Source organism: Parabacteroides sp. AM58-2XD (assembly GCF_003463685.1).
Classification (GTDB): Bacteria; Bacteroidota; Bacteroidia; order Bacteroidales; family Tannerellaceae; genus Parabacteroides; species Parabacteroides segnis.
This window is the reverse complement of the sequence record NZ_QSDP01000026.1, coordinates 18,598-40,219: the sequence shown is the minus strand read 5'-3', so window position 1 is coordinate 40,219 and position 21,622 is coordinate 18,598. Positions and strand designations below refer to the sequence as shown.

Genomic DNA, 21,622 nt, shown 5'->3' with positions numbered 1-21,622 from the left:
AGATGACTTTTTTGTTATATGGCGCAATGATGTATCAATCTTTCTTCTTAATGAAGTCTGACGGGTAATTCACCTTGTTGATGATCTCATTATCTTTCAGGCGTATCCAAGTTTTGAAACCATTCTCACCTTCCGTCATTTCAATCACACGGGCGCCATTTGTCAGGTTGTTGTAAACAGTGTTGCCACCGGTATAGCGGCCGTAAGCTAGCAGGATGCCTTTCCAGTAAACGGCATAATCATCGTCGTGGTCGTGACCAACGAATACTCCCTGTATATCGCCCATTTCTTTCATGGAAGCGAACAGTCCGGAGTTGAGTTGCGGAGCGCAAGCCTTTTCCTTACGGGTTCCTACCAGAATGGCTGTTTCATCGGAAGCCGCCTGGTTGTATTCCGGCAGAGCAATATGGAAGAATGCCAGTGAAGGAACCGGGGTACCTCCGTTTTGTTTGGTATATTTGGCACTGTTCTCACGATACCATTGGATCTGGTCGAATTTGATATAATCGTATCCGCCGATGCCGTTGATCTGGGAGTATGAATGTGAATCCATGCAATAAAGGATGGTAGCATCCTTACTTCCATCCGATGATTTGATCGGCAGGATATAATTGCTTGCTCCCGATACACCTTTTACAGAATCTGTCAGGTTGTAAGGGATCGTTTTAATGATGTCGAACAATTCGGTGCGTGTCAGGCCCTGTTCGTTGTCGTGATTACCGAATGTGATTCCAAAAGGAATCTTACGGTCGGAGGCCAGTTTTAAGACTTTCCGCATGCCTTCTTCGGCTGGTTTTCCGTAGATAACATCGCCGGTGAAAAGAACCAGGTCCGGTTTTTCTGCATCCAGCACTTCATTGATCCTTTCAATCGAAATGGCCGATTTAGGATTCTCATATATATAATGTACGTCAGTAAACTGGACGATCTTGAACTTTCCGTCTTTATTGAACTTCAGTGACGGCTGTTGGGCGTTACCGTTCAACAGGCCACCCAACAGGAATAATGCACTTATAAATAACTGTTTCATTGTTTTCTCTTATTTATTTGAATACCGGCATCGGACGTCCGATCCATACCTGAGGCTGAGTCAGACCTAATAATTTAGCCAGTGTGGAAGCACAGTCGAACTGCATCATGCTGATGTCGTCAAAGCAATAGCCTTTCTTTACGTTCTTTCCTGCAATGATGAACGGAGTTTCCATCTCCTGCATAGTCTTGCCGCCATGTCCTTTGTTGATACCGCCGTGGTCGGCTGTGATAACGAAAATAGTTTCATCCATCATGCCGGCTTTTTTTACTGCTTCAACGATCTGTCCGATATAACTGTCCAGTTCTTTCAGCGTTTTGTAGTAAGAAGGGGTGTCATGTCCGTCTGCATGACCTACATGATCCGGATTATCAAAAATTACGGCAAACAAATTGGGCTTTTTTTCAGTGATATATTTAACAGCCATTTCAGTCAGAGCCGTTGGATTCTTATTGTAATCCGGTCCCTGAGCATGATAACTGAGTGATAATGTGTCTACCAGATATTTGATTCCGTCCCAGTCATAGATACAACCGATCTCTGCTTTCGGGGCGGCGTCGCGGTATAGCTGGAATACTGTCGGGAAGATACCGTGCTGATTCAGTTCGCGTGAAGGAAGCTCAGGTGTTTTAGAGCCCCATTCGGTATATCCGTGAATCTCCGGACCTGCACCCATAAACATGGAAGCCCAGTTCACAGCACTGGAAGAAGGTAATACGGAACGTTTTTTCAAGGTATAAGAACCGTCTTTCATAAACTGCTTGGTGACGGGCATCTCTGCTTTTTCCACACTATAAGCACCCCAGCCGTCCAGGCCGATCCAGATTACGTGTTTGGCTTTTGGTTTGGCTGCAAAAGCCGAACTGATTGTAACGATGGCTAAAACCAGAATAAGTAATAAATTTCTTTGTTTCATGATATGTGTTTAAATTTTGTATTAGTTCACCAAAGGTATGTATAATTGGCTCGAATACCCAATTATCATAAGTTCTTTTATCATTATTTTATAGTAATATCGAATTGATCGTACGACTCGGTCCTCCAGGATTTATCAGCCGTTGTCGGGGAGATAGCGAAGAGGGGAGAGAATGTTTTTATCTTGATCGTCTGTCCGTCAGGCATAAACTCCATAATCCGTAACCAGCCGTCACCTCCGTTGCCATGCCAGAAACCGTCGGCCGTCTGGGCGTTGAACATCATCTGCGGAATATCTTTGCCGGCTGCATTCTTTTCGATACTGAAACCTACATTATCTTTATACGGAGCAATTTCACATTCATGTCCGCAAATGACCATGCATATGTTTTTGGACGGGTAGACCAGCTTTTGCCAGATGGCTTCCCCATAGTTTGCCGGAGATATTTTATAGTTCTCTTTCAGGCGCCGTTTTCCTTCGGCGGTCAGATAGGAGTGAGTCAATAGGATCACTTTATGATCGGTATATTTGGGTTTCTCCGTTACTGTTTTTGCCCATTCGATAGCTTCGTCACGTGGGGCGAACTCTAAAGAGATCACCAGGATTTTACCCCATGTTTCCGTATTGAATTCATAAGCAGCATTTTCGAGTGTCGGGATTCCCTGATAGTTGTTTCCTACTTCGACCAGTGAGTTTCTCCAGCAGGAGTTTCGTTCTGACGGGAAATATTCCGGTAGCCGGCATAAACGGTTTTCCGCCTTTTCGTATCCGTAATCATGGTTCCCGGTACAGACTACATAAGGCAGTTTATTATCCAGTCGGGCAAAGGCTTGCGAAGCTGCTTTCCATTGTTCTTCGCTGGTTTGGTTTCCGTTCACTCCGTCGGGGATACGGATTTCGTTCTGCTCCACCAAATCTCCGGTACAGAGCACTGCTTCGATATTCAGTCTCTCCTTATTGTTTGCCGTCCACGCGGTCATCAGTTCGAATAAAGGCTGGTTTACATCGAATTTCGTGTAACTCTGCGGGTCCGGCAACAGGATCATGGAAAATGATTTGTCGTCCGTTAATTTGGGCTGCACAGGCTGAACCTGTGCGGTAATTGTTGCCAGGTTGAATAGGCCGGCGGCGAATAAAAGAAGTCCTTTTTTCATGTGTATTTAGTTTTAAATTGTAGTTATTTCTCGGATGGTGATATTATTTCAAAGACAGTCAGGACAGCGGCATGATCGGAGGCCCAGACATCATCGATCTCCGGTGCTGTTTTTACTATTTTGGAAGAAACAGCTTTGATATTCTTTCCTTTGTAATAGAGAAAGTCAATACGGCTGACCTGGAGTTGTCCGTAAATAACGGCAAATGTCCCTTCCGGACGGGCTACTTCATCCGGATTGATTTCACGGAAGCTGTCTTTAAATCCTTCGTCCAGCATATACTGCGAGATAGGGAAAGGTACGGGACCATATCCGAAATGTATGGGGGCAGCTACCTGGGTCCAGTCCAGATGGCTGCAAGAGTTAAAGTCACCTCCGATAATAATGGGAGTATCGTCATCCGTCAGATAAGGTTTCGTATCCTTTTCCATAATATGTTGCATATCTGCCAAACCGCGTAGGGCATCTTCTGCCACCCAAACCGAAGTGTTATGTCCTATATTGGGGTAATTGCAGGAATATTCCGGGTTATAAGCATAACGTAACCAGCAGGCGTTAACTAATAGTTGTCGGTTGCCGGGTAATGTCAGTTTCACGGGGTTGGAGTTGAAACTCTTCTTTGTCGGTATAACTTCAGTTATAGGATAACGGCTGAAGAGAACCAGATTGTCTTTCAGGGAAGGTGTTTGCATATAATATTCCAGTGAGTCTTTGATCCGTTGCTGGCCTCCGTAGCCTTCTTGCATGGTGATAATATCGGCATTTGATGCTTTTATGAGATCTATAACCCGGCTGAGTCCGTCATTTCCGACATGAACACCTCCGTGCCAGATGTTCCATTGCAGGACTTTCACGATGTTGGGATTGTTTTTGCTGCTTTCCGTGATTCTTTTTTCAATGATATCGTCGCTAACTTTCGGGATATATCCGGTTTTTCCCAGTTTGAAAGAAGGTACGGATATTTTTATTTTGTTACCGGTGATGGCTTTTTGTGCTATATCGGCTGTGACCAGTAAATAATTGATACCAGGAGTCAGTGTTACGACACCCTGTTCATCTTTAAAAGTCATTTTCTTTTGAGGCTTTTCTCCTTTACCGAATAATTCGGTTTTGACTCCTGATCGGGCGGTTTTTCCCGTATAATATACGTGAAGACTGTTTATATCGGATAAAGCAGTCGTTTCAGATAAATCAAGAGAAAGTTCTGTCAGGCGTAACGGGGCCTGGCTTCCGGTAACGGCTATTCTTAATTTAAGGACCTGATCATCCAGACTTCCCTGATCGACGTCCCATTCGCTATCGATGACGACTGCGTTGAATAATTCCTGCTGTTTATCCGGTTTTATGAATTTGGGGTTATCGTTTACTACGGTATAGGCCAGTGGAACAGTACCGTTGTATTTGTTTCTGCCGTTTCTCAGATGGTATCCAAGATCTCCTTTTCCCACCCAGTTGGTTGAAACATCTTCGATACCGTCATCGAAGTTATAGTAGGCAACCAGCGTGCCAAACTGGGGATGAGTCGGTTCAAGTGGTTTCCCCATCCACTCTTTTAATGTTTCGGTTGATACTGCCGAGTTCCATATGCGGACTTCGTCCATTACCCCGCCGAACGTAGTCGGTTCACCTTCATTTACTCCAATTGCTCCAGGCAATACGGATATGGCAGTCGTTTTACTGTCGACAACTTCTCCATCCAGATACAGCTTGGTGACAACCCCGTCACAACTTAATGCCACATGATGCCACTGGTCATCCAATACATCCTCTGACCATAAATCGGCCCATGTGTTATGCAGCCTGCCATTCTCGATAACAAGCGGCAGATAATCCGCTATATTCAACAGGCTGTATTCTCCTCCCCCGAAGATAACTTCAAGATCTTTCCATGAATTATCATCGCCTTTGATCCAAGTCTCCAGTGTCCATGAGTCTTTCAGGATGCCGATACCGGTACGGACATTGTTATCTTGCCCGTCCAGGTGAAGGGCAAGATTATCGTTTGAGGCGTGTATAAAAGATAAATTTGTAAAAAGGCTGATAAATAAAAGAGTGAATATGTATTTCATGGTATTTTATTTTAATGTTTTAGTTTGAAGGTCGCCAGGACTGCTTTATGATCTGTTGGCCATGTTCCGGTAGGTTGTATAAATTTGTCCTTGCTGTTTTCTTCAGCGCGTTCACCTCGGATTATAGATTTCCGGGGACCTACCACGGCGGCATCTATTAACTTTAATTTTTTGTTAGGTTTGAAATAGATAAAATCGATACGGTCTCTTTCATCGGCTTCCGGAGCCCAGGCCAGTTTTTTTACATCGACATCGGGATTGTCTGATGGAAACGTGAAACCGGGATGTGTCACAGGATCAGGATATACTTCACGATAAGCATCTTTAAACCCGTTTTCCTCTAGAAGGACAGAACAATCCCAGCGTACGACCGTTCCATTGTGATCCCACAGGTCTTTTGTGTTTTCCTTCCAATCCAGATGGGACGGTTCATTGAAGTCTCCTCCCAGGAGGATGATATTCCCTTTTTCATTTTCGACATCTTCGATTACTCCCCGGATAGCTTCATCCCGTAGGGATTCATTATTGGCCTTTTCTATTTCCCGGGAGTCAAGAACCGGTGCGTCCAGTTTTTTCCAGGTAACGCCACTGTATCCGCGTGGCAGATAACAGGCATAATGCGTATAATCCAAATGGGCGGAATAGACAACAATGGTTTGCCCTTCGATTTCGATACGGGCTTTGAGAACTGACCCTGCATCATTTTTGAGAGGATAATTCGGCCGTTGTTCCTGTATTTTGTATTTGGAAAGGATACCGACATCCAAAGTACTGGTTTCGCCGTAATAATTAACACCTCTGTCTTTTAATGCCTGCAAAATGCGCGGAATAAATTGTTTACCGTGGTAGTTTCTTACTTCACTGAACAGGACAATATCCGGAGACAACCGGCTGACTTCGTCTGCTATGGCATCGAACCCACCATCCACCATCGTACCTTCCTGCCAGATATTCATTTGCAGAACAGTCAATTCTTTACTTTTTCCATAAAGCGTACAAGAACAAATCAATAGAATTAGAAGTGTAAAATTATATTTTTTCATGATATTCAAAGTGTATAATAAAGATGTACTCTATGAAAGATAGAGCGGTCTATATTCAAAGAGTACATCAAAAGTAGTAATATAAATTTGTAATAACAGATTTTAATCGAAAGAAATGCTTATTGGCAAAATTCTATTGCAGTATCCACATCTCTTTATTGACATCATCTACGCCTCCGAACTGACGTTGTACGGCTTCTTCTACATTTTCTTTGTTGTAGTCGTACTCTGATTTAGGATACATCCAACGTACAGGTATTTTGTCGTGTACGGGATTCTGATTTGTTTCAGGATTGATCGGTAATTTCGGATATCCTGTACGGCGGTAATCGTAATAAGAGTCGTAAGGATGTTGCATAAATGAAGCCAGATAACGTTGGGTTAATATTTTCTCGATATTTTCTTCTTTGTTACTACCCAATTGAATCTGAGGGGTTTCTAAAAATGCATTTTTGACATCTTCAGTGAGGGGATGACCATGATGGTAAATCTCTTCGTCTGGTGTATAGGTTGTAATGAAATCCATACTGGCCTTAATCCCTTTTTTATAATAGTCGGATGCATCTGCCAATATCCATCCTCTGGTTGCTGCTTCGGCCAAAATAAAGTTTTGTTCCAGATAACTGATTCTCATTAAAGGCTCACCTGATGGTAGATCTGTATATCGAGGATTCAATCCGCAAAAACTTCCCGATGAAAATATTTTTTTATTTGGTCGAAAGGAAGTGAAGGGTCTACTCCCAAATATGCATTCCGATCATCGGCTGTTAATCCTTCATCGATTTTGCTTTGAGCCGGTTTGGCATAATAGAATAATCTTGGATCTTTTGTTTCTTGAAAAGCATTGATGATCGTTGTAGAAATCATTGAATATCCGGCATGTTTAGTCTGGGTATTGTGAAATGGATATACCGTGTTCGCTTTATCGGCGTATGTCAATTGCAGATTGTCGTCATTAGAATCCATCAAAAGACGTGAAGAAAAGATAGAGGCAAAACGCTCTTTTATTTTCAGATCCGGATCAGATTCTTTTAAAGACAAAGACATCAGCACTTTCAACTGTAAGGCAGTAGTTACTTTTTTCCATTTTTCTACGTTACCCCCTAACATTTCATCTCCAGTGAAATCATTTGCTTGCGAGAATAATTCGTATGCCTTGTCCAAGTCGGCTAATACAAATTGCATGACCTCTTTCTGCGTATTGTACTTCGGTTTTACCAATCCGGTTTCTCCTTGTAATGCTTCCTCATAAGGAATATCTCCCATTTCCAGTGACATATAAAAAAGCTTGTATGCCTTTAGGAAATGAGCCAATCCTCCATATGCATTTTGGTCGTCTTCACTGGCTGCTTCAAGCATCTTTTCGCAGTTAGTTAACATTTTGAATCCGCTGAAACTGGATCTGTCAAATATGTTGTATTGGTAACTTTCCATACCTTCTCCCCATGCCAGTTGTTTACTTAGAAAATTGTCGTAAACAAAATTTTTGCTACCTCCGGTTTGCATGATATCTAGTAATAGTCCGTTGGCTAATAATGAAGATGTAACTTTTGTTGTTGCATCGGGATCTGTATTGATATCATCAAATTTATTGCATGATATTAATGCCGTAGCTATTAATAACAAAGTTATATATCTATTGAATCGTTTCATATTTGTTTCTATTAAAAATCTAATTTAACATTAAAACCTACATAACGGCAAGAAGGTGAGTTCAGCTTATCTGAAGCTCGGTCAGGATCTGAGAAACGAAAATCTTTGGTCCATATCAGTAGATTTTGACCAACGAAAGCAACCGACATCCCTTGCATTCTGATTTTCTGGCAGATTTGTTTAGGAACTTGATATGCCAAAGATAAGTCGCGAAGTTTGAAGAATGTTTGGCGAAGCACGTTTTGTCTTCGTACGGAACCTATATAGGGGTTCATTGTACTCATGTATGTTTCGTAAGATACCTGTACGTCGTTGGGGGCAAAAACACGATCATCACGGATGATGTTTCCGTCGGAATCATAGTCTACACTTCCGGAAACGACTTTTACGCCGGTTCCGATGAAATTTGTTTTGCCATTGACAACTTCATCATATCTCCATTGATTGTCCGAGTCGATATGGGCTCCGGAATTCCACATAGCTTGATCGGTTTGTGAATGCATAATACCTCCTACACGACCATCGAAAGTGAAATTTAATGTAAAATTCTTATACGAGATACTATTGCTCCATCCCCAAATCCAATCAGGAGATTCGTATCCGGCGACTGATTCGTATTTGCTAAGTACAGGGTATCCGGCTTCGTGAATGATATTTCCTTCCGGATCACGTTCCCAGTCATAAACGCCATACCAGTCCCAGCGTTCACCTGCTTTCACCCAAGGCTTCTGGGTTGAATATACAGGGTCTACTTGTGAGTAGTAATAACGATCTCGTGACCAGTTGAACATAGAATTCCAATTCCAGTCTTTTGTGCGGATAATATCGCCGGAGAGTGTGATCTCAAACCCTTTACGAAGTTGTTCTTCATCGATGTTGATCAATGTTGATCCAAAACCAGAAGCTTCGCTGATACCTGCTTGTCTGGTCAGGTTGTAATAGAGTTTGTTATAATAAGTAAAATCTACTTTCAGACGATTCTTAAACAAATTAACAGCAGTTCCAAGCTCGTAAGATCGTGTAGCAGATGGTAATACGGAAACTCCACGAATAGAGGTCGGATAGTAAGCTGCACTACTGCCATTGAACAAATTGTTAGATATACTGAATGCATTATTCGTTTCGTATACACTTAAATCCGATTTTGTTTGTGTCCAAGAACCTCTTACTTTCCAAAAATCAAAAACTTCAGGCATTGGGACGAACTGTGACAATACAACGCTACCGGCAACAGACGGATAGAAATAAGATCGTGTTTCTTTCGGTAAGGTGGATGACCAGTCGTTACGTCCGGTGATATCCACAAATACAGTGCTCTTCCAAGAAGCAGAAACTTTACCATACAAACTGTTTACTAATTTTTTTGTAACGCCGCTTGTTGTTTTTACATTGTCGATAGATCCTTTCAGCGAATAATATCCGGGAATAGTCAGTCCGTTTTGTGTTTCTCCCATGATATTGTCACTCTTCCAGTAGTAAACTGTTCCTCCGATAAATCCATCGATGTTGAAATCGCCCAATTGATGGTCGGCGGACAACATGAAGTCGTTGTTTAAGCTATACCCCCCTAGACGTTGCAAGCAATAATACCCCTTTCTATCCCATCCGCCAGATGCACTAATTGGGTTTTTCCATTCTTTCTTTTCCGAATAAGAGTCCAAACCAGAACGTAGAGAGAGTTTTAACCAAGGAGTAAAGTCGTAGGCAGCAGAAAGATATCCGTTTACAATATCATAGTCGCTGGAACGGGTAATTTCATGTGCAATGAAGTAGGGGTTATCATACCATGTATCATCCATCCAGTTTTGTTGTTCATTTGGCTTAACCCAATAGTTTTTATAATCTCGAATATCATATTCGCTACCTGACCATACCAACAAGTTATATAAGAATCCGCTTCCGCCATATCCGGCTCCCATGTCGTTGGGATAAAAGCGTTTGTTGTATGTCAGTCCTCCATCGAATGAGAAATCTTTCCATTTCATATCTCCGGAAACAGAATAAGTGATTTTATTCAGACGTTCATTCGGATATTGTCCTTTGTTAAACATGTGGGTAAGGGAAGTCCTGACACTGCCGTATTTCCCTTTTTGAGAAACACTGACGTTGTTATTAGTGACAAGACTTAAATTCTGGAAATTTTTCAGGTTATTCTTACCCTTTGATTCCAATGGCATCTCTTTCCATTCGTGTGTATATGGATCATACTGAACGGCAGTTCTTCCTATGTCTAGTTTATCTCCCCATACATAGTCGCCTGTATAGTATTTACCACCTGAACCAGAACTGTATGACGTTTGAACTTCCGGTTTTTTCAGGTAACCTGCATTGAACATAGTGCTGCTGTTGACAGTTACATTCAATCCTTCTTTTGTTCCTTTTTTAGTCGTTACCATGATTGCCCCAGCACCACCACGTGCTCCGTAAAGGGCCGATGCTGTTGCTCCTTTTAATACATCAACGGATTCAATATCATCTGCTGCAATATCTTTTAATGATACATTTCCATAAGGAACTCCATCAATTACTAATAACGGTTCGGAGCCACGTAAAGAGATCGAAGGGGCTGAATTGAATTCCGGACTGTTTTGTATGTTCAGACCAGCCACTTTTCCTGTTAACGATGTTGCAACATCTACCGGTTTTATTGTAGAGAAATTATCTCCTCCCACTTTCTGTACGGCATAGCCCAATGCTTTCTCTTCCCGCTTGATACCCAATGCGGTTACGACTACTTCATTCAGGTTATGAGTATCTTCTTCCAGCTGAATATTGATTATATTCTGGTTTCCGACAACAATAGATTTGGTTGTATATCCGATATAGGATATAACCAGGGTTGACTTGTTGGGGACTGAAAGAGAAAATTTACCGTCAAGATCTGTTATTGTCCCGTTTGTTGAACCTTTTTCGAGAACATTGGCTCCAATGATCGGTTCTCCTTTGGCATCGGTGACAATACCAGTTATATCTTTGATTTTTTGTTGTACTATGGCATTGCTCAATACTGTTTTTGGAGAAAGAATTATACTTTTATCCAGAACTTTATAGCTAATGTCTGTTCCGCTGAATAATTGTTCCAATACATTGAACACATTCTTTTTGTTGCTCTTTATTGAAACAAGCCGATTCGTATTTACCTGTTTGTTATTATAGAAAAAGTGAAATTCTGACTGTTTTTCTATCTCATCTAATACTTCCTGTACGGTTTTGTTATTGACGTTCAGGGATAAAGTGGCTGATTGACTGTAACTTTCAGTGGCGTATGCCAATCCGAAGCAAACAAATAACATTATAACGGTGATTCTCATACATAATGGTATTTTATTCAGGAATGTGAATAAAGATTTCACCATCCTGAAAAGTTGGATGCTAAAATAATTTGTCATAGATTTGTAAGTGATTTTAGAGTTAAAAAATTCATTTACTGACAGCTTGTCGCCAAACAAGCTTGCAGTTGTTTTTCATACGGGGAAATACGCCAATATTTTCCCGTATGTTTTTGTTCTAGGGAGGTTCAAATATTTTCATTTCAGTACTAAATTTTAAGTTGTTCATAATTCTGATATTTAATATAGTTCAACAATTGTTTTTTCTGGAATCTTGTTATTATCTGTTTCCGGATAGATATATTTATACTGGATGTTTGATGATAGCCGAAAATGTTCCAGAATCAGAGACAGATGCTGACTTTGAAATGTTCCGGTAAAAGAATAATTATACAGCAGGTCATTCTTTACAATGAACTCGGAATCAAATCTTTTACCTAGAATTTTCAGGGCTTCTTCAAATGAAGTGTTTCTGAATATAACAAGTCCGTCCTTCCAGGCAGTCAGAGTTGCCATATAAGTGTCATTTTGTTTAAGTTTTCCGGTTTTTGCGTTATATTCAAATTCTTCGTTAGGTTTCATTAATAAAGCCTCTTCCTTATTGTCTTTGCTTTGATAGGCGAGCTTGACAGAACCGGAAACCAAGGCTGTTGTAACCTTATTACTTTCTTTATAGGCTTCTATATTGAATTCTGTTCCCAGAACTTCAGCTTTCAGATTGAAAGGTGTGCTGACTATAAATTTTTTCGATCTGTCTTTTTGAACCGAGAAATAAGCTTCTCCGTCCAACACCACATCACGAGTCTCTCCTGTGAATTTTTGGGGATATTTCAAGTATGTTCTGGAATTTAACCAGACTTTACTTTTGTCAGGAAGAGTAACGGTGGCTACCATTCCAGGGGTTGTCCGGACTTCGATATATTCGACCGGCATTTTCTGTGTGGCAAAATAAATGGAACTGGCTATCAATGGCAGGATAAGGATGGCTGCAACCCGTTGGAACCAAAACATTAACGAATGTTTGTTGCCTGTTTTTCTGTTTATTCTTTTCCTGACATCATTTAATGCTCGGTTTGAATCTACAGATTCGATCGTATTGATTGTGTCTGTCGCCAGGAAAATATACCGGATATCCCGTGCCGTTTTTCTGTTTTCCTCAGAAGCTTGTAGCCAGGTTTCTATCTCCTGCTGTTGGGTAGAAGATAGAGTTCCGGAAAAATAATCCAGTAGTAATTGCTCGTCTATATGATTTTGTGTGTCCATTTTGTCCCTTTTATACTATTAAGACTAATGGGCAGAAAAATCTCCTAAACGAAAATGTGATTTTTTTTGTGATTTTTCTTTTTTGAAAGAGTTCTAGTAAGACTAACGTAACTATCCGTGCAAAAATAACATTTTTCAACATATAGACCTATTACATAGTGATTAAGTTTTTATAATATTAAATAAAAGAGAGTTCTTTAATATCTCAATCTGTAAATAATCAACAATTTCTTACCATAGTCTTACTAGAACTAAATACTTTTTATATGCTTTCTTTTACTATAGACAACATAAATGATGAGGTTCTTTTCCAAAAGATCCAGGCTGGTGATGTGAAAGCATTCGATACTCTGTTCATGCGCTATTATCCTCTTTTATGTGCTTATGCAAAGCAATATGTGGATTTTTATGACGGACAGGAGATTGTGCAGGATGTGATGGTTTGGTTTTGGGAAAACAGAAATATGCAGGTTATCGAATCTTCCCCGAAGAGTTATCTATTTAAAGCCGTAAAGAACAGATGCCTGACCCTGATCAATCGGAATGAACTGAAACAACAGATTGTAAATACGTTGTATGCAGATTGGCAGTCACAGTATGAAGATCCGGACTTCTACGTGGTTGAGGAGTTGACGAGGAATATTGAAGCAGCTTTGTCACGTTTGCCGGAAAGTTATCGGGAGGCTTTTGAAATGAATCGCTTCCAGAATATGACTTATAATGAGATAGCACAGAAACTGAATGTTTCATCTAAAACGGTCGATTACCGTATTCAACAGGCATTGAAACTTTTGCGCGTCGAGTTGAAAGACTATCTGCCATTATTAATGGCCTTAGTCAGAATTGTCTGAAAGACATTTCCGGCTAAAGCCATCCTGATGTATTATTGTCTTTATCCTCGTATTATAAACCTTTCATCCATTCTTCCGCTTTTGCCAAAGCCTCCGGCTTGCCTATATCCAGCAACTGTAAGTTTTCGGCTGCATAGGCATGGATATTTGTTTTAGCACAGATGGCCAGATAGAAATTGATGATCGAGAATTTGCCCGTCCATTCTTCCATCCAGTCGAATATTTTCGGCGATAATACATGGATACCGCTGAAAGCGTATTCATTATATTGTTTGGGATCGAAATCCGGATAATAAGATTTTACTTCTCCGGTTTCATGATTTCTCCAGCCACACAACCGGCTCTCTTTGTTGAACAGGAGATAACGCGATGTATTGCGCTTGCTGACCAGTAAAGTGGCGATCGGATCTGTTTCCAAGTGGCAATTGTATAACTTTTTCAGATCGACATTCGACATGATATCGACATTGTGTACCAGAAACGGTTCGTTTCCCTGAAGGAATTTGGCCGCTTTTTTTATTCCGCCTCCCGTGTCGAGCAGGTAATCCCGTTCATCGGAGATATGGATCTGAACTCCGAAGTTGTTGTTGGCTGCCAGGAAATCGATGATCTGGTCTCCCAGGTGGTGAACGTTGATAACGATCTGATGAAACCCTGCATCCTTCAGCTTCAGAATTACATGTTCCAACATTGGTCTTCCATTTATTGGTATCAATGCTTTTGGTGTATTGTCAGTCATCGGTTTGAGGCGGGTCCCCATACCGGCTGCAAAAATCATAGCTTTCATAATATTGCGTCAAAGATTTGTTCTATATTTTGTTCCCTGTGGGTCAGGTCTACTTTTACTCCGAATTTGGCATGCAGATGCTCTGCCAGATGTTGTGCCGAATAGACAGAACGATGTTGTCCGCCGGTACAACCGAAAGAGATCATCAGATTCGTGAAACCGCGGTCCAGATAACGTTTCACCGAAGCATCCACGATCGTATACACGTGTTCCAGGAATTGCGTGATTTCCCCGTCTTCTTCCAAAAAGTGAATTACAGGCTCGTCCAGTCCCGTAAAATGGTTGTATCGTTCATATTTTCCCGGATTGTTGATAGCCCGGCAATCGAATACGAAACCACCGCCGTTTCCGCTCGGATCGTTCGGTATTCCTTTTTTGTAGGCAAAGCTGACGATCTTGACTTCCAGCATCCGTTTTTGTATGTCGTCCCTGAACTGCGTCAGGCCGGTCAGTTCTCTCAGAACGGCGCACAGGTACGGATATTCCGGATAATCATTCTTTAATAACTGCCGCAGATTGTTGATGGCGAAAGGTACGCTTTGGATAAAATGCGGTTTCTTTTCAAAGTATCCCCTGAAACCGTAGGCACCCAGCACCTGTAGAGTGCGGAACAACACGAAATGGCGTAGCTGGCAGAAGAAATGTTCTTCGTCTACATCAGTATATTTTTGTAATGCTTGTAGATAATCGGCAAGCAATTCGTTTCTCAAATCTTCTGGGTAATTAGCTTTAGCCTGCCAAAGGAAAGAGGCTACGTCGTAATAGACCGGACCTTTTCGTCCTCCCTGGAAATCAATGAACCAGGGTTCGCCATCTTTGATCATGACGTTGCGTGACTGGAAATCCCGATAAAGGAAAGTGGGAGAGGTGTCCTGAAGCAATACATTGCTCATTTTCTGGAAATCATCTTCCAGGCGGTCTTCCTGAAACTCCATCCCCGTCGCTTTCAGAAAGCAATATTTGAAGTAATTCAGGTCCCAGAGAATGGAACGTTGGTTGAATTCCGGTTGAGGATAACAGTTCTCATACTCGAATCCTTCGGCGCCGGCATATTGGATAGAAGGAAGTTGCGTGATTGTTTTGTGTAACAACCGGCGTTCCTCTTCATCGAATACACAGCTTTTGCGTCCTTTTTCTATCGCATTGAAAAGCATGGTATCGCCCAGGTCTTCCTGCAAATAAAAAGAATAATCGTCCGAATAAAAATGCACTTCCGGGACGGAAATACCTTTTCCCCTGAAAAATCCGGACATATAAATAAATGCTTTGTTCTCCTCCTGGGAAGAGCCGCTGACCCCTATTAATGTTTTCGGGCCGGATATTCTGAAATACCGGCGGTTTGAACCGGATGAAGGTAGTTCTGTTATATCTTCGGCCTGTGAACCGGTATATTCGTAGTAGAGTCTTTTTAATTCTTCTGTTACCATATTTTTTGAATTACGGCACTAAGGTAAGCCTTTTTTGTTAGGGAAGGAAACTTCTCAAAAACATTCGCAATTGTATTTGCTTTTTGTACTGATGTCTGTGGAATTACTATACGTACTAAATAGAATTACATGCCTATGTAATCAATGGTTGATAATTGTGAACCGATTGGCTCATAATTATCGGCCGATTGGTTCATAACCATCAACCAAACGGCTGACAATTATCAGCCGCTAAATAGAAAGGGAGAAATATGAGAAGAGTAAGGGTACTAAGATACGTAATATCAGTATGATTTTGCATGAAAAGTCGTCTCTTTTGTACAATATACTTGATTATTAGCGTTTGTTATAGTAATTTCGGATTTAAAATATTCTATCTTTGTACTTAGTATGGGTTAATATGTAAATCAAAAGTGAAATAATATATGAATAAAAAATCTACTTTATTGGCTGTGGCGTTGATGACTATGGGTTCTTTTACGATGAATGCAGAAGAACCGGTAAAGTTGGGTGCTACAGACGATTTTTATTATTTGAAGGTGGACGATAAGTGTTTATCACTGGATGGAAATAAATCGGATTCTGTGATTGTGAAACCTTACAGTGAGTTTGTTACTGAGAATGCGACGAAATCTGCTATCGACTCTGCTTTATGGCAGATCGTAGATAAGCAAACAGAGTTAGGGATTAATACTTATTTGATTAGAAATAAAGCAACACTGCAATATCTGGCTTTTGCTCCGGGAGAGAAACTTGTTCCCGTATTGAATACGAGCATCAGTGGGGTGAAGAGATGGGTGTTTACTGATGGCAGTGATTTGAAAGCTTATTATGGTGGAAGTACATATTTATCTCTATCGGTTACAGAAGAAGGTCTTTCCTTAGTTGATAATGAGGAAGGTTCTCCTTTTAAAGTTGAGATACCATCTCCTGAATTTGTTTTGACAGCGAAACAATTGGGAGCAGGTTTCCAGACCTTCCGGTTGAAGTTTGGTGATACTTACGAAGGAAACATTTTTGAAGGGAAAGACCTGTTGGCAAAAGATGTAGTTGCTACAGATAAAGAAGGATATGTTACTTTGCAAGTAAAAGGCGATGAATCTTATCCGAATGGTGTAGTTAAATATTTTGGCGTTGATACATTAAAAACATCAATTGCCGGAGCAAAAGATGCATTTGGTTATAAATTTTCATTAGATTCTACCCGTACGGTTCAGAAGCCGAATGCAGCATGGCAGCAATTTAAATTTGTAATAGATTTAAAGAATGATTCGCTCTCCATGTTTGTGGCAGAGACTCCGGTGGCAGCAGAAAGTCCTTTAGTGGGGAAGATCGCCAAGGTTGTGGTTGCAGGTGTGGATAATAAGAATATTCTAACGGTGTCACTGCCTGATGAAAAAGGAGAATATCAGGGTGCAGCACCTTCTATAGCATTAACAAAAGGTTCACATGCCACGATTCCTGGTGGAACGGGTGTCTACGCACTGAAAAGTGCAAGTAAGGGTGTTAACGGAGGCAAATATTATGTTTCTGCAAATTCTTTTATGGGCGGAGATACTATTCCGTATAAAGAAGTACCCAGAGGACAATGGTATATTAAAGCTAATGGCGGCAAATACTCTGTTGTAGATCGTGAATCTAATTCAGCGTTGATCATGAATCAGGAGATTTTTGAAGTAAAGGGCCAAAAAGATACTTATCTTTTTGGTAATGATTCTATAACTGTTATAGAGCTCGCTGCTGATTTGACTGATAAATACCTGGGTTCTTTGGCTCTGACTGAACAGGAACTGGTAGATAAAGGTTTCTTGCTCAATCCGATTTCCGGAACTTCCGGGGTCGGTGATATGTATATCTATACAAATGACTCTATTTTGCAGGTAATAGCAAAGACAACAGAAAATGAAGCTATCTTTAAATTGATACCTGTCGATACTAATGTAGTAGCAGGAGCCAGACAGTTAGGTGATGAAATATCCGTCATCTCCTATGAGTTAAGAGCTTTGTATAATCCAGGTAAAGTAGCTAAACAGAGCGATAGTCTGAAATTTTCAACAACTGATCCTGCCGTTTCTTTCCAGTTTATTTCTGACCATACGCGTCAGAGTTATGCCCTGAAGACTGATGGCGGTTTGTATGTTGGAGTGAATATCAATGCTGCTTGCCTCCAGTTGACAAAAGATGTAGCCTATGTGAATTTCTCGTCAATAGATGCTCCTGAATACGCTTCATTTGCAAATAGCCATAAACGTCTTGTTTATAACAATAATTCGTTGGTAATGAATCCGAATACATTCCTGGCTGAGACTCGTATTGAAGGAAATGAGATAACAAAAGCGGGATATGAAAAAGATAATTTTAGTCTTTGGGTAGAACAGGCTACAGAGTTGGTTGATGGTAAGCATCTGTATTACATCTCTTCTGGTATGGTAAATACAAATGCAGCAGATGATAACCGCTATTATCTGGCTGCTAAGGATACATTGGGAGGTCATGCTGTATTTATGTATAATGATACGATCAAGACAATGAAGAATAGCCCTGCCCTCTTTGCTTTCAAGACAGTAGAAGGAGGTGGTTATTATTTGGAAAACCAGAGTGAACTGAGTAAAAATGGCAAACCTTATATTGGTGTAACGAATGGTTTTGCAGTAATGCAGGAAGTCCCGACTGCTGTATTCGAAGTGGAAAATGCTCCGGCTCCTGTAGCAAACGAGGAAATCGAAGCTCCGACTGCTGTTCAGATTGTTGGCGGTGTTGGTGAATTTAGTATTCGCAATGCTGGTGGAAAGAGAATCACTATCTCTAACATACTGGGACAGAAGATTGGAACTCAAATGGTTTCATCTGATTATGTAACTGTTCAGACAGCAAGAGGCGTTGTGATTGTGTCTGTTGAAGGTGACAAGGCTTATAAGGTGATCGTGAAGTAAAAAAGATAATCTCAAATAAAAATCCGGTTCTCATATTCAATTGGGAACCGGATTTTTTATGGAGAAAATCAGACCATTTATTCTTCTGTATTACTTTCCAATTTGCTTTTTAAATAAGCAATTCGCTTGGTTGCTTTTTCTTTCTCTTTCTGAAGATTTTCCAGATCGCTTAATACTGTAGCCAGTTCAAAAGTCGCGGCAATCGCTTTTTTATCCCCGTCAGCTATATATAATGTATAGGGTTTGCCACCTGTGTACTCGGCTTTGACACGTTCTTTTACGTTTGTAGAAATGAACTTGGCAGCATCGAGTCCTTTTTCGCCTTTGTAGGTGACGACTTCAGTTGTTTTTCCCAGATCTTTAAAACGGTAGTTTACTCCGCCGTCGTACGGGATTGCGGCTGTTTCGGCAAACTGGCCGTCTTTCGTACTGACTTTAATGCCTGTATGGTTGATCGGTGCGCCACCGTAGAAAACACTGGCAAGATAAATCTCGCCCTTTTCGTTTACCCCGCTGCGGATATAACAGCGTTGCACATTCCGCTCCACTGTCTGCTGTTTCCATATATAATTACCGATCTCTTCGTAGACGCTGTCTTTTTCAAAAACGAATCCCTTTTTCAGTCCTTCCGCTTCTTCTGTCTTGATGGGAATAAGGCTGTCGCAAAAAGCGATATTCCGTTCCGCCTCTTTCATCTCGACCATACGCATCAGGGAAAGTCCTTCTTTCAATACTTTGAATTCTTTCGGATAGAGGGCGCGGACAGAGTCTATTTCGTTTTTTGCAGCGAAGAACTCGTTTCGTTCGTACATACTTTTTGCATTGTTCAACCGGGCCCGGGCTTCTTTCTCCGTATTATTGCATGCAGCCAGGGTTACGGCTGCCAATGCGATACATATTACAGACTTCTTCATGTTGTTTATCTTAATCGTTCTGTCTGCAAAGATATATTTTTTATCTTTGCAGTCTCAATGAGTGAGATAAATAAAGCGAATGTATATAGAACAGGAAGATATTTTAAATCATATATCGGCAAAACCGTTCCACATAATTTCAGAGGCTGCAGACGAATTAGGTGTTGAGGCTTATGTGATTGGCGGTTACGTCAGAGATATTTTTTTATACCGTCCATCAAAAGATATTGATGTTGTTGCAGTAGGTAGCGGGATAGAGTTGGCAAAAGCTGTTGCCGGCAAGTTGGGGAAAAAGACGCATTTGTCCGTATTCAAGAATTTCGGAACGGCGCAGGTGAAATCAGGCGACCTTGAGATCGAGTTTGTCGGAGCCCGGAAGGAGTCGTATAATCGCGATAGCCGGAAGCCGATTGTGGAAGACGGGACTTTGGAGGATGATCAGAACAGGCGCGATTTTACGATTAATGCACTGGCTTTATGTCTGAATAAAGAACGTTATGGGGAGCTGGTCGATCCTTTTGGAGGATTGGATGACATGGATAATCTGATTATCCGTACGCCACTCGATCCTGATATTACATTCAGTGATGACCCGTTGCGTATGATGCGTGCAGTCCGGTTCGCTTCACAGCTGGGATTTTTTATTCATCCCGATACATTTGATGCGATTGAGCGCAATAAGGAACGCATCTCCATTATATCCAAAGAACGGATTGTGGATGAATTGAACAAGATCGTCCTTTCACCGAAACCCTCCATCGGTTTTGAATTGCTTGATAAGAGCGGATTGTTGCAGCTGATTTTTCCGGAACTGTGTGCTCTGAAAGGAGTGGAAACAAAAGAAGGCATCGGCCATAAGGATAATTTTGCCCATACCTTAATGGTGTTGGACCGTTTGAGTAAAATAACGGATAATCTGTGGCTTCGTTGGAGTGCGATTTTCCATGATATAGGAAAACCGGCAACCAAACGCTTTGATCCTCGTCTGGGATGGACGTTTCACAATCATAATTTTATCGGCGAGCGTATGCTGCCGGGTATTTTCCGTCGGATGAAGTTGCCGATGAATGAGAAAATGAAGTATGTGCAGAAAATGGTAACTCTTCATATGCGTCCCATAGCTTTGGCAGACGATGAAGTGACAGATTCTGCCATCCGTCGTTTGTTGTTCGATGCCGGTGACGATATCGATGACTTGATGAAACTTTGTGAAGCGGATATCACTAGCAAGAATCCGGAAAAAGTCCGCCGTTTTCTGAATAACTTCCGGTTGGTTCGTGAGAAGCTGGCAGAAATAGAAGAGAAAGACCGGGTGCGTAATTTCCAGCCTCCTGTCTCCGGTGAGGAAATTATGGAGACATTCTCCCTGCCTCCTTCACAGCCGGTAGGCGTCATAAAAGAAGCGATCAAGAATGCTATTCTGGATGGCATAATTCCTAATGAATATGAGGCAGCTAAACAGTTTATGCTGGAACGGGCTGCAAAAATGGGATTGAAGCCCGTTGGGGGATAATTTCTTTAAGTATAAATAGTTACAGAATATAATATAATTAATTGGATCCGGTTTTATTATTCAATAAGCCGGATCCGATCTTTTCAATAGATAAAAATATCACTTTCCTTTTAGCAATTCTGCTGCTTCATCTCCGAAAACGATTTTTAGCACCTGCTCTTTTTTATCGTTGTCCAGTTTGATTTGTAATACTGTTTCTGTTGATATATTACTTTCCTTGCTCAGAACATATTTATCCGGATATGCAATAATGTTTATTACTGATTCTTGCAGGGCGTTTGCAATTTGTAATAATGTGTTGTATTTAAGTTCCCGCTCTCCTGACATAATAAGACTTAACCCGGCTTGTTTCAAGCCGATCTGACTAGCTAAATATTCTTGCGAATATCCTTTGTTTCTGCGAATTGCATCTATATTCCTTAGTATATCGTTCATGTAAGCAATTTAGTGTTTGTGGTTTGAATAAATAAATGATATTTGTAATAAAAAATTGCACTTGTGTTTGCTAATATAACAAAATGTAATATCTTTGCTGCTGTGATTTTCTTAATTCTCTTAATAGATCTTGTGTTCCCATTTTGAAACATTTTGCTATTAAGTCTAATAGTTAACCTAATTTGTCTGAAGATTATGTTGATGTATAGAAGGTTATGCTTGTTTGGTAAATGAGGTGTCCGGTATGTGTATGAAGGGGGCTGTTTTCTTTAGTAATACGGTTTTCAAGATATATGCCAGTTGTT

At 40.9% G+C, this 21,622-nt stretch carries 14 protein-coding genes and 1 pseudogene; 3 read left to right on the top strand and 12 right to left on the bottom strand.

Annotated elements, in window-relative coordinates:
* Window positions 1-34: 34 nt before the first annotated feature.
* The 8 genes and pseudogenes from DXA15_RS08475 to DXA15_RS08440 form a co-directional block, all read right to left on the bottom strand.
* Entirely contained in the window at window positions 35-1,030 is a 996-nt protein-coding gene (locus tag DXA15_RS08475) for a metallophosphoesterase family protein (RefSeq protein WP_128133753.1), read from the bottom strand.
* Between the two features lie 13 nt (window positions 1,031-1,043).
* Window positions 1,044-1,946, bottom strand: a complete 903-nt coding sequence (locus DXA15_RS08470; protein WP_128133752.1) for an alkaline phosphatase — start codon at window positions 1,944-1,946, stop codon at window positions 1,044-1,046.
* 83 nt (window positions 1,947-2,029) lie between these two features.
* Complete coding sequence (locus tag DXA15_RS08465) at window positions 2,030-3,100, bottom strand: metallophosphoesterase (protein ID WP_128133751.1); 1,071 nt, start codon at window positions 3,098-3,100, stop codon at window positions 2,030-2,032.
* A gap of 23 nt (window positions 3,101-3,123) precedes the next feature.
* Window positions 3,124-5,169, bottom strand: coding sequence for a BNR-repeat neuraminidase N-terminal domain-containing protein (locus DXA15_RS08460; protein WP_128133750.1), 2,046 nt, complete (start codon window positions 5,167-5,169; stop codon window positions 3,124-3,126).
* 11 nt (window positions 5,170-5,180) lie between these two features.
* Window positions 5,181-6,212: an endonuclease/exonuclease/phosphatase family protein gene (locus DXA15_RS08455; RefSeq protein WP_128133749.1), complete on the bottom strand. Its 1,032-nt coding sequence runs from the start codon at window positions 6,210-6,212 to the stop codon at window positions 5,181-5,183.
* Between the two features lie 133 nt (window positions 6,213-6,345).
* Window positions 6,346-7,865, bottom strand: a pseudogene (locus tag DXA15_RS27920) (SusD/RagB family nutrient-binding outer membrane lipoprotein).
* 11 nt (window positions 7,866-7,876) lie between these two features.
* On the bottom strand, window positions 7,877-11,176 hold the full coding sequence (locus DXA15_RS08445) for a SusC/RagA family TonB-linked outer membrane protein (RefSeq protein ID WP_128133748.1): 3,300 nt from the start codon (window positions 11,174-11,176) through the stop codon (window positions 7,877-7,879).
* 258 nt (window positions 11,177-11,434) lie between these two features.
* Entirely contained in the window at window positions 11,435-12,457 is a 1,023-nt protein-coding gene (locus DXA15_RS08440; RefSeq protein WP_128133747.1) for a FecR family protein, read from the bottom strand.
* Between the two features lie 266 nt (window positions 12,458-12,723).
* Here DXA15_RS08440 and DXA15_RS08435 point away from each other — a divergent pair, with 266 nt between their 5' ends.
* A complete protein-coding gene (locus DXA15_RS08435; protein ID WP_128133746.1) occupies window positions 12,724-13,308 on the top strand; it encodes an RNA polymerase sigma-70 factor in 585 nt (194 codons plus the stop codon).
* A 52-nt stretch (window positions 13,309-13,360) separates the two neighbouring features.
* On the opposite strand, the gene DXA15_RS08430 is transcribed toward DXA15_RS08435, so the two are convergent.
* Both DXA15_RS08430 and DXA15_RS08425 read right to left on the bottom strand, forming a co-directional pair.
* A complete protein-coding gene (locus DXA15_RS08430) occupies window positions 13,361-14,095 on the bottom strand; it encodes a nucleotidyltransferase family protein (RefSeq protein WP_128133745.1) in 735 nt (244 codons plus the stop codon).
* Window positions 14,092-15,522, bottom strand: coding sequence for an RNase adapter RapZ (locus DXA15_RS08425; RefSeq protein WP_128133744.1), 1,431 nt, complete (start codon window positions 15,520-15,522; stop codon window positions 14,092-14,094). Before DXA15_RS08425 ends, DXA15_RS08430 begins: the two co-directional genes overlap by 4 nt.
* 425 nt (window positions 15,523-15,947) lie before the next feature.
* On the opposite strand from DXA15_RS08425, the gene DXA15_RS08420 reads away from it, so the two are divergent.
* Entirely contained in the window at window positions 15,948-18,455 is a 2,508-nt protein-coding gene (locus DXA15_RS08420; RefSeq protein WP_128133743.1) for a DUF6383 domain-containing protein, read from the top strand.
* A 77-nt stretch (window positions 18,456-18,532) separates the two neighbouring features.
* Here DXA15_RS08420 and DXA15_RS08415 read toward each other — a convergent pair whose 3' ends face one another.
* On the bottom strand, window positions 18,533-19,369 hold the full coding sequence (locus DXA15_RS08415; RefSeq protein WP_128133742.1) for a hypothetical protein: 837 nt from the start codon (window positions 19,367-19,369) through the stop codon (window positions 18,533-18,535).
* 79 nt (window positions 19,370-19,448) lie between these two features.
* Between DXA15_RS08415 and DXA15_RS08410 the strand changes: the two genes are divergently transcribed.
* Window positions 19,449-20,882 carry a CCA tRNA nucleotidyltransferase gene (locus DXA15_RS08410; protein WP_128133741.1) on the top strand — a complete coding sequence of 478 codons (1,434 nt, stop codon included), beginning with the start codon at window positions 19,449-19,451 and terminating at the stop codon, window positions 20,880-20,882.
* A gap of 99 nt (window positions 20,883-20,981) precedes the next feature.
* On the opposite strand, the gene DXA15_RS08405 is transcribed toward DXA15_RS08410, so the two are convergent.
* Complete coding sequence (locus DXA15_RS08405) at window positions 20,982-21,317, bottom strand: helix-turn-helix domain-containing protein (RefSeq protein WP_007657339.1); 336 nt, start codon at window positions 21,315-21,317, stop codon at window positions 20,982-20,984.
* Window positions 21,318-21,622: the final 305 nt, after the last annotated feature.

Bases quoted from the DNA above. Each gene is read 5' to 3' on its own strand.
- DXA15_RS08425 (WP_128133744.1), bottom strand. From the start codon at position 15,522: ATGGTAACAGAAGAATTAAAAAGACTCTACTACGAATATACCGGTTCA.
- DXA15_RS08455 (WP_128133749.1), bottom strand. From the start codon at position 6,212: ATGAAAAAATATAATTTTACACTTCTAATTCTATTGATTTGTTCTTGT.
- DXA15_RS08435 (WP_128133746.1), top strand. From the start codon at position 12,724: ATGCTTTCTTTTACTATAGACAACATAAATGATGAGGTTCTTTTCCAA.
- DXA15_RS08420 (WP_128133743.1), top strand. From the start codon at position 15,948: ATGAATAAAAAATCTACTTTATTGGCTGTGGCGTTGATGACTATGGGT.
- DXA15_RS08440 (WP_128133747.1), bottom strand. From the start codon at position 12,457: ATGGACACACAAAATCATATAGACGAGCAATTACTACTGGATTATTTT.
- DXA15_RS08415 (WP_128133742.1), bottom strand. From the start codon at position 19,369: ATGAAGAAGTCTGTAATATGTATCGCATTGGCAGCCGTAACCCTGGCT.
- DXA15_RS08410 (WP_128133741.1), top strand. From the start codon at position 19,449: ATGTATATAGAACAGGAAGATATTTTAAATCATATATCGGCAAAACCG.
- DXA15_RS08470 (WP_128133752.1), bottom strand. From the start codon at position 1,946: ATGAAACAAAGAAATTTATTACTTATTCTGGTTTTAGCCATCGTTACA.
- DXA15_RS08475 (WP_128133753.1), bottom strand. From the start codon at position 1,030: ATGAAACAGTTATTTATAAGTGCATTATTCCTGTTGGGTGGCCTGTTG.
- DXA15_RS08445 (WP_128133748.1), bottom strand. From the start codon at position 11,176: ATGAGAATCACCGTTATAATGTTATTTGTTTGCTTCGGATTGGCATAC.
- DXA15_RS08430 (WP_128133745.1), bottom strand. From the start codon at position 14,095: ATGAAAGCTATGATTTTTGCAGCCGGTATGGGGACCCGCCTCAAACCG.
- DXA15_RS08460 (WP_128133750.1), bottom strand. From the start codon at position 5,169: ATGAAATACATATTCACTCTTTTATTTATCAGCCTTTTTACAAATTTA.
- DXA15_RS08465 (WP_128133751.1), bottom strand. From the start codon at position 3,100: ATGAAAAAAGGACTTCTTTTATTCGCCGCCGGCCTATTCAACCTGGCA.
- DXA15_RS08405 (WP_007657339.1), bottom strand. From the start codon at position 21,317: ATGAACGATATACTAAGGAATATAGATGCAATTCGCAGAAACAAAGGA.